Here is a 7,914-nt window from a genome sequence, read left to right on the forward strand (position 1 = left end):
GTGACCCCATATCAGTCATGGGGTCATCAACGGGGGGAGTTCTCATGTCTGTCGACCGAGCCGAAGAGGTCGAGTCCGGCACGGAGGAGGCCGTCGCGACGACCGCGGCCACGGCTGTCCGCTACTACTCGGTCGCGCCGGGCGTCCGTCTGAACGTCCGCGTCGGCCCGGGGACGGACTACGCCGTCGTGCGCGTCCTCCCCGAGGGCGCCCGCGTCCCGATCTACTGCCAGAAGCCGGGCACCACGGTGACCGGCCCCTACGGCACGTCGAACATCTGGGACAACATCAGCAACGGCGAGTACGTCTCGGACGCGTACGTGTACACCGGCCGCGACGGCTACGTGGCCTCGCGCTGCGCCTGACCGGCCACCACGCCCCGGGCCCGCCTCGGCGGCCCGGGGCGTCCACGTCCGCCCGCCCGGAACCCGCGTCGCCCCCGGAGCCATAATCGACGCGTGAGCGCAGACAACGGCACCCCGGCCGGCCCCCGGCCCGAACCCATCCGCTTCTTCGGCACCACCTGGGTCGACCACTCCGGCGGCTACACCGCCCGCCGCATCGGCGTCGCCGCCGGCTCCCTCGCCGCCGCGGCGGCCGCCTGCCTCGTCCTGCGCGTCGCCTACGACGGCCTCCGGATCGCCGACGTCGGCAGCTTCGTCTCGCTCCTCATGGTCGTGATGTTCGCCGTGTGCAGCGCGCTCGCCTTCCGCCACACCTGGGAGAGCTTCACCCGCCGCCCCGACCCCGACCGCCAGGCCTCCCTCCGCGGCCTCCTGGCCGTCGGCTTCGTCGGCTCCCTCCTCGCCTACTTCTTCCGTTCCCTCACCGAGGCCCCGGGCGAGAAGCTCCACCGCGCGGAGTACGAAACGGCCCGCGAGGAGTACGAGAAGCGCACCACCCGCCGCTCCGGCAACCCCTCCAAGAAGAAGCGCCGCCGCTCCTGAGGGGTGTCCCGCCGGCCGGGGAAAACCCCCTGACGCCCTCCCGTCCCCCGGCCACCATGGCCGTATGACGACACCGAGGGCCGACCAGGTCACCCACACCACCCGAGCCCACTCCTTCAACGCCGCCGCCGCCCAGTACGCCGCCAACCGCCCCTCCTACCCGCCCGCCCTCTTCGACGCGATCGAGGAGCTGACCGGCCGCCCGCTGGCCGGCTCCCGCGTGGTGGACGTCGGCGCCGGTACGGGCATAGCGACCGCCCGCCTGCACGCGCGCGGCGCCGACGTCGTCGCCGTCGAACCCGGCGAGGGCATGGCGGCCGAGTTCCGCCGCGCCCTCCCCGACGTGCCGGTCGTCCGGGGCAACGGCAACGCCCTCCCCCTCGCCGACCACGGCGCCGACCTCCTCACCTACGCCCAGGCCTGGCACTGGACCGACCCCGCCCGCGCCGTCCCGGAAGCGGTGCGTGTCCTGCGCCCGGGCGGCGCACTCGCGCTGTGGTGGAACACCAGCGCGCTCGACGTGCCCTGGATCGCGGAGGCGGCCGACCGCGCCGACCGCGCCTTCCGCATCGACGTCGCCGCCGAGAAACGCAACATCAACGCACGTACCGCCGACCCCACGGGCCGCCTCGACTTCCTCCGCCGCGACATCCGCTGGAGCCGGCGCGTCCCGCTCGACACCCACCTGGCCAACCTCGGCAGCCACTCGATGCTGCTGACCCGGACCCCGGAGCGCCGCGCGGCCTACCTCGCCGAGGAGCGACGGCACGTCCTGGACGCCTTCCCGGACGGAATGGTCGAGGAGACGTACGACGTCATCCTCCTCCTCGCCACCACACCGTCGACCTCGACGGCTTGACGCCTCCCCGGGACCGGGAGGACTATTCATCGCATGATGAATTACTCCTCCCGGCCACCGGAGGAACCGGCCGTCCACGCCCAGGACCTCACCGTCGTCCGAGGCCCCCGCACCGTCCTGCGCGGCCTCGACTTCACCGTCCCGCGCGGCCAGATCACCGGCCTCCTCGGCCCCTCCGGCTGCGGCAAGTCGACCCTGATGCGGGCCGTCGTCGGCACCCAGGCCAAGGTCACCGGCACGCTCGACGTCCTCGGCAGCCCCGCCGGCCACCCCACCCTGCGCACCCGCATCGGCTACGTCACCCAGGCCCCCTCCGTCTACGACGACCTCTCCGTCCGCCAGAACCTCGACTACTTCGCCGCGATCCTCGACCCCGGCCGCGCCTCCGCCGACCGCCGCCACGAGAACGTCACCCGGGCCATCGCCGACGTCGACCTCACCAGCCACGCCGACGCCCTCGCCGGCAACCTCTCCGGCGGCCAGCGCAGCCGCGTCTCCCTCGCCGTGGCCCTCCTCGGCACCCCCGAGCTCCTCGTCCTCGACGAACCCACGGTCGGCCTCGACCCTGTCCTGCGCCGAGACCTCTGGCAGCTCTTCCACGCCATCGCCGCCGAACGCGGAGCCACCCTGCTGATCTCCTCCCACGTCATGGACGAGGCCGAGCGCTGCCACCGCCTCCTGCTCATGCGCGCGGGCGAGATCCTCGCCGACGACACCCCCGACGCCCTCCGCACCCACACCGGCTGCGACACCGTCGAGGCGGCCTTCCTGCACCTGGTCGACGAGGCGATCGCGGCAGGCCGTACGAAGGAGACCACCCGATGAGCACCACCCACCCGGCGACGGCCGCGCCCGCCCCGCCCAGCGCCCTGAACCTCGCCCGCACCACCGCCACCGCGGCCCGGGTCCTGCGCCAGCTCGGCCACGACCCCCGCACCATCGCGCTGATGATCCTCATCCCCTGCGTGATGCTGTTCCTGCTCCGCTACGTCTTCGACGGCAGCGCACGCACCTTCGACAACATCGGCGCGTCACTCCTCGGGATCTTCCCGCTGATCACGATGTTCCTGGTGACCTCCATCGCCACCCTGCGCGAACGCACCTCGGGCACCCTCGAACGCCTCCTCGCCATGCCCCTCGGCAAGGGCGACCTGATCACCGGCTACGCCCTCGCCTTCGGCACCCTCGCGATCATCCAGTCCGCCCTGGCCACCGGCCTCGCCCTCTGGTTCCTGGGCCTCGACGTCACCGGCAGCCCCTGGCTGCTCCTCCTGGTCGCCCTGCTCGACGCGCTCCTCGGCACGGCCCTCGGCCTCTTCGTCTCGGCCTTCGCGGCCTCGGAATTCCAGGCGGTCCAGTTCATGCCGGCCGTGATCTTCCCCCAGCTCCTCCTCTGCGGCCTGTTCACCCCCCGCGACAACATGCACCCGGTCCTGGAGGCCATCTCGAACGTCCTCCCCATGTCCTACGCCGTGGACGGCATGAACGAGGTCCTCAAACACACCGACATGACCGCGGCCTTCATCCGCGACACCCTGATCGTCGCGTCCTGCGCCCTCCTGGTCCTGACCCTGGGAGCGGCCACTCTGAAACGCCGAACGGCATAACCACCCCACCACCCCCCGCGGGCAGTCGTGCCGCTGGGGCGGCACGGGTGGGCGCGGACGGCACCCCACAAGCGGGGTGAGCGACACCCACCCCCGGCCCACCCCACCCCGGCCCCCGGGCCGACATCCCGCCCACTGGACGCCCCACCCCCACCCACCCCCGGGGATGCGAGGATGACAAGGGACGACCCACCCCCGGAGGGCACCAACAGCCATGACCCAGAAAGTCGCAGTCCTCGGCACCGGAAAGATCGGCGAAGCCCTGCTCAGCGGAATGATCCGCGCCGGCTGGGCCCCCACCGACCTCCTGGTCACCGCCCGCCGCCAGGAACGAGCCGAAGAACTCCGCACCCGCTACGGAGTCACCCCGGTCTCCAACCAGGAAGCCGCCAAGACCGCCGACACCCTGATCCTCACGGTCAAACCGCAGGACATGGGCACCCTCCTCGACGAACTCGCCCCCCACGTCCCCGCCGACCGCCTGGTCATCAGCGGCGCGGCCGGCATCCCCACCGCCTTCTTCGAGGAACGCCTCGCCACCGGCACCCCGGTCGTCCGCGTCATGACCAACACCCCCGCCCTCGTCGACGAGGCGATGTCGGTCATCTCCGCCGGAAGCCACGCCGACGCCGGCCACCTCGCCCACGCCGAGGAGATCTTCGGCGCCGTCGGCAAGACACTCCGCGTCCCCGAGTCCCAGCAGGACGCCTGCACCGCCCTCTCCGGCTCCGGCCCGGCGTACTTCTTCTACCTGGTCGAAGCCATGACCGACGCCGGCATCCTGCTCGGCCTGCCCCGCGACAAGGCCCACGACCTGATCGTCCAGTCCGCGATCGGCGCCGCGACGATGCTCCGCGACAGCGGCGAACACCCGGTGAAACTCCGCGAGAACGTCACGTCCCCCGCCGGCACCACCATCAACGCCATCCGCGAACTCGAGAACCACGGCGTACGAGCCGCCCTCATCGCCGCCCTCGAAGCCGCCCGCGACCGAAGCCGCGAACTCGCCTCCGGCAACAACGGCTGACGCCCCCCGGCCGCGGCCTCACCGCGCCGCGGCCACCACCTCCTCGGTCGACACGACGCGCGCGAACCCTCCGCCGTGCAGCGACACCGCCGTCGCCCGCGTCAGCTCGTCCGCGGTCGCCGTCCAGCCGAACGGCCCCGCCAGATCGAACGTGTGCATGGCGTCGAGCGGGAACAGCACGTCGTAGCCGAGATTCCCGCCCATGCGCGCCGTCGTCTCGTTGCACATGTTCGTCTGGATACCGGCGACCACGATCTGCCGCACCCCGGAACCCTTCAGCCACCCGTCCAGATCCGGCTCACCGTAGAAGGCCGAGTTCACGGACTTCGTCACGAGCAACTCGGGGCCGGCACCCTTCCCCCGCCGTTCCTCGACGAAGTCCTTGAAGTCGTTCCCCACGTACCCCACCCGCAGCGGCGACCGCGACTGCGCGGGCGAGTCATGGCGTACGAACACCACGGGGCGCCCGCTCGCCTGCCAGACGTCGACGAGCGCGGCGATGTTCCGCTCCGCCTCCGGATTGTTCCGCCGCCCCCAGAACTCGTCCTCGAACCCCTTCTGCACGTCGACGAGGACGAGCGCGGCGTTCTCCGTGACCTCAAGCTGTGTCTTCTCCATGGCCACGATGCTGCCGCCCCGACCACCCGCACAACAGTGGCAGCAATGCTGAGCATCGATGGATTACTGCCATCATGGTGGCATGCAGCGCATCGCCCTCCTCGCCTTCCCCGGCATCCGCGCCTTCGACGTCTCCGTCATCACCGAGGTCTGGGGCAGCGAACGCGCCCTCCGCGGCGTCCCGCCCTTCGAACTGCGCCGCGCCGCCACCACCCCCGGCGACCCCGTCCCCATGCCGGGCGGACTCACCCTCACCCCCGACCGCCCCCTCGACTGGCTCGACCAGGCCGACCTGGTCGTCGTTCCAGGACTGGTCGACCACGACACCACCGTCGCCACCCCCGTCCTCGACGCCCTGCGCCGCGCCCACCGCGCGGGCACCCCGATCGCCGCCCTCTGCGCCGGCGCCTTCGTCCTCGCCCAGGCCGGACTCCTCGACGGCCGCCGCGCCGTGACCCACTGGCACCTCGCCCCGGAGCTCCAGGCCCGCCACCCCGAGATCACCGTCGAACCCGACGCCCTCTTCATCGAGGACGGCACCGTCTGGACCTCCGCGGGCACCGCCGCCGGCATCGACCTCTGCCTCCACCTGGTCCGCCTCGCCCACGGAGCCGAAGCCGCCGCCACCATCGCCCGCTCCATGGTCACGGCCCCCTTCCGCACTGGCACCCAGGCACAGTTCATCGAGCACCCCACCCCACGCGCCGACCGCGACGCCGACGCCCTCGCCGCCGTGCGCGAGCACGCCCTGCGCCACCTCCACGAACCGCTCACGGTCGCCGACCTGGCCGCCCGTGCCGGGATGTCCCCGCGCACCTTCGCCCGCCACTTCACCGCCGCCTCCGGCACCACCCCGCTGCGCTGGCTCCTCGACCAGCGCATCGCCGCGGCCCAGCGACTCCTCGAACGCACCGACCTCCCCATGCCCGAGATCGCCCGCCGGGTCGGCTTCGGCAGCGAGGTCACGATGCGCCAGCACTTCGCATCGCGCCTCGCCACCAGCCCGCGCGCCTACCGGGCCGCGTTCACCGGGGGCAGCAGCCCGATCGCCCGGTAGGCCGCGTCCACCGTCGGCCGCGCCATGCCCCGCGCCCGCTCCGCACCCTCCCGCAGCACGCCGTCCACATACCCGGGATCGGCGCACAGCTCCTGATGCCGCTCACGCAACGGCCGCAGCACCTCCACCACGGCCTCGGCGGTGTCCTTCTTCAGAGCGCCGTACGAGTCGTACGCCCCCGCCAACTCCGCCGGCTCCTCACCGGTACAGGCGGCCAGCACCTCCAGCAGATTCGCGAGCCCCGGCCGGGACTCCCGGTCGTAGACGACCTCCCGCCCGCTGTCGGTCACCGCCCGCATGACCTTCTTCCGCACCACGTCCGGCTCGTCCAGCAGATAGACGATCCCCGGCCCGGTGTCGTCGCTCTTGCCCATCTTCGACAGCGGGTCCTGCAGATTCATCACCCGGGCCGCCACCGACGGATTCGTGGCCCGCGGCACCACGAACGTGTGCCCGTACCGCTGGTTGAACCGCACCGCGAGATCCCGTGCCAGCTCCACATGCTGAGTCTGGTCGTGCCCGACCGGCACCTCGTCCGTCCCGTACGCCAGGATGTCCGCCGCCATCAGCACCGGATACGTCAGCAGCGACAACCGCACGCTTCCACCCCGCCGCTGCTCCAGCGCCGCCTTCTCCTTGTACTGGATCATCCGCCGCATCTCGCCGTCCGTGGCCACGCACTCGAGCAGGTACGACAGTCGCGCGTGCTCGTCCACATGGCTCTGCACGAACACCGTGCACAGGCGCGGATCCAGCCCGGCCGCCAGCAGCAGGGTCGCCGCCTGCCGGCTGAGCCTGCGCACCCGCGCGGGGTCGTGGTGCACGGTCAGCGCGTGCAGATCGACGATGCAGAACAGCGCATCGGACCGGTGCTGGTCGACGGTGGCCCACTGCCGCATGGCCCCCAGGTAGTTCCCCAGCGTCAGATGCCCGGTCGGCTTGACCCCACTGAAGACCCGTGTCATCGCTTCTCTTCTCCGTCTCCTGTCCGAGGCCGCCGTCCCGGCCGGCCGCCCCTCGGAGTCCTGGAGGGAGAAACAGAAACGGCCGCCGAGGCGGCGGCCGTTGAGTGCGTACGTAGGGGCGGCCGCCGTCAGGCGGCCCACCAGAACTGGCTGTACGTACGCGTGGTCATAGGGACCAGGGTACGCCCCGGGGGTGGGGCGAGGCAGCGAGTTGACACGCCCCGTCGGGATCCGTACTGTTCTCCGAGTTGTCCGACGTGAGCGCCGACTCCGGTCGGTCCCCGGACAGCCATTCCGCAAGTACCACCACTGTTCAAGGCAGCGGCCTGTCCGCAGCCATGGCATTGGCATGCGTATTCGCGAAATGAGGAATCCGCACCCGATAGGGCGCAGGACCCCGATTAGGTCGGGAGCCGGGAATCCGCTAAAGTCTCACTCGTCGGAACGGCCCAACGGCCGGGAAGACAAACCCCGCTGACTGGGGGTCAGGTCGAGAAAAAGATCTGATAGAGTCGGAAACACCGAAGGGAAGCGCCCGGAGGAAAGCCCGAGAGGGTGAGTACGAAGGAAGCGTCCGTTCCTTGAGAACTCAACAGCGTGCCAAAAGTCAACGCCAGATATGTTGATACCCCGTCTCCAGCCGGTTATCGGTTGGGACGAGGTTCCTTTGAAAAACACAGCGAGGACGCTGTGAACGTCGGGACTATTCCTCCCGATGTTCCGCTCTCGTGATGTGTTGCACCGGATTACCGGTAAACATTCACGGAGAGTTTGATCCTGGCTCAGGACGAACGCTGGCGGCGTGCTTAACACATGCAAGTCGAACGATGAACC

At 71.0% G+C, this 7,914-nt stretch carries 9 protein-coding genes and 1 rRNA gene; 8 read left to right on the forward strand and 2 right to left on the reverse strand.

Annotated features, from left to right (window positions below):
* The first annotated feature begins 44 nt into the window (after positions 1 to 44).
* From ACZ470_RS12735 to proC, 6 genes are all read left to right on the forward strand, one after another.
* Positions 45 to 365 (forward strand): SH3 domain-containing protein, encoded by a 321-nt coding sequence (locus tag ACZ470_RS12735; RefSeq protein WP_468426878.1) that lies wholly within the window; start codon positions 45 to 47, stop codon positions 363 to 365.
* 93 nt (positions 366 to 458) lie between these two features.
* Positions 459 to 947 carry an EamA/RhaT family transporter gene (locus ACZ470_RS12740; protein WP_468426879.1) on the forward strand — a complete coding sequence of 163 codons (489 nt, stop codon included), beginning with the start codon at positions 459 to 461 and terminating at the stop codon, positions 945 to 947.
* 64 nt (positions 948 to 1,011) lie between these two features.
* On the forward strand, positions 1,012 to 1,806 hold the full coding sequence (locus ACZ470_RS12745; protein WP_468426880.1) for a class I SAM-dependent methyltransferase: 795 nt from the start codon (positions 1,012 to 1,014) through the stop codon (positions 1,804 to 1,806).
* 33 nt (positions 1,807 to 1,839) lie between these two features.
* Positions 1,840 to 2,631: an ABC transporter ATP-binding protein gene (locus ACZ470_RS12750; RefSeq protein WP_468426881.1), complete on the forward strand. Its 792-nt coding sequence runs from the start codon at positions 1,840 to 1,842 to the stop codon at positions 2,629 to 2,631.
* Entirely contained in the window at positions 2,628 to 3,413 is a 786-nt protein-coding gene (locus tag ACZ470_RS12755; protein ID WP_468426882.1) for an ABC transporter permease, read from the forward strand. The genes ACZ470_RS12750 and ACZ470_RS12755 overlap by 4 nt, the downstream gene beginning before the upstream one ends.
* Positions 3,414 to 3,627: 214 nt before the next feature.
* The gene (proC, locus tag ACZ470_RS12760) at positions 3,628 to 4,440 is read left to right on the forward strand and encodes a pyrroline-5-carboxylate reductase (protein WP_468426883.1); all 813 of its coding nucleotides are present in this window, start codon (positions 3,628 to 3,630) and stop codon (positions 4,438 to 4,440) included.
* An 18-nt stretch (positions 4,441 to 4,458) separates the two neighbouring features.
* Here the strand turns inward: proC and ACZ470_RS12765 are convergent, their stop codons facing one another.
* Complete coding sequence (locus ACZ470_RS12765) at positions 4,459 to 5,058, reverse strand: cysteine hydrolase family protein (RefSeq protein ID WP_468426884.1); 600 nt, start codon at positions 5,056 to 5,058, stop codon at positions 4,459 to 4,461.
* Positions 5,059 to 5,140: 82 nt separating this feature from the next.
* Here ACZ470_RS12765 and ACZ470_RS12770 point away from each other — a divergent pair, with 82 nt between their 5' ends.
* Positions 5,141 to 6,115: a GlxA family transcriptional regulator gene (locus ACZ470_RS12770; RefSeq protein ID WP_468426885.1), complete on the forward strand. Its 975-nt coding sequence runs from the start codon at positions 5,141 to 5,143 to the stop codon at positions 6,113 to 6,115.
* Here the strand turns inward: ACZ470_RS12770 and trpS are convergent.
* Positions 6,070 to 7,080: a tryptophan--tRNA ligase gene (trpS, locus tag ACZ470_RS12775; RefSeq protein ID WP_468426886.1), complete on the reverse strand. Its 1,011-nt coding sequence runs from the start codon at positions 7,078 to 7,080 to the stop codon at positions 6,070 to 6,072. The genes ACZ470_RS12770 and trpS overlap by 46 nt on opposite strands.
* A gap of 759 nt (positions 7,081 to 7,839) precedes the next feature.
* Between trpS and ACZ470_RS12780 the strand changes: the two genes are divergently transcribed.
* Positions 7,840 to 7,914, forward strand: a 16S ribosomal RNA gene (locus ACZ470_RS12780); the annotation flags it as partial.

It is taken from the genome of Streptomyces sp. NPDC031111 (genome assembly GCF_055570675.1).

Coding starts and splice junctions, on each gene's coding strand:
- ACZ470_RS12770 (WP_468426885.1), top strand. CDS start 5,141: ATGCAGCGCATCGCCCTCCTCGCCTTCCCCGGCATCCGCGCCTTCGAC.
- ACZ470_RS12745 (WP_468426880.1), top strand. CDS start 1,012: ATGACGACACCGAGGGCCGACCAGGTCACCCACACCACCCGAGCCCAC.
- proC (WP_468426883.1), top strand. CDS start 3,628: ATGACCCAGAAAGTCGCAGTCCTCGGCACCGGAAAGATCGGCGAAGCC.
- ACZ470_RS12755 (WP_468426882.1), top strand. CDS start 2,628: ATGAGCACCACCCACCCGGCGACGGCCGCGCCCGCCCCGCCCAGCGCC.
- ACZ470_RS12765 (WP_468426884.1), bottom strand. CDS start 5,058: ATGGAGAAGACACAGCTTGAGGTCACGGAGAACGCCGCGCTCGTCCTC.
- ACZ470_RS12750 (WP_468426881.1), top strand. CDS start 1,840: ATGATGAATTACTCCTCCCGGCCACCGGAGGAACCGGCCGTCCACGCC.
- trpS (WP_468426886.1), bottom strand. CDS start 7,080: ATGACACGGGTCTTCAGTGGGGTCAAGCCGACCGGGCATCTGACGCTG.
- ACZ470_RS12735 (WP_468426878.1), top strand. CDS start 45: ATGTCTGTCGACCGAGCCGAAGAGGTCGAGTCCGGCACGGAGGAGGCC.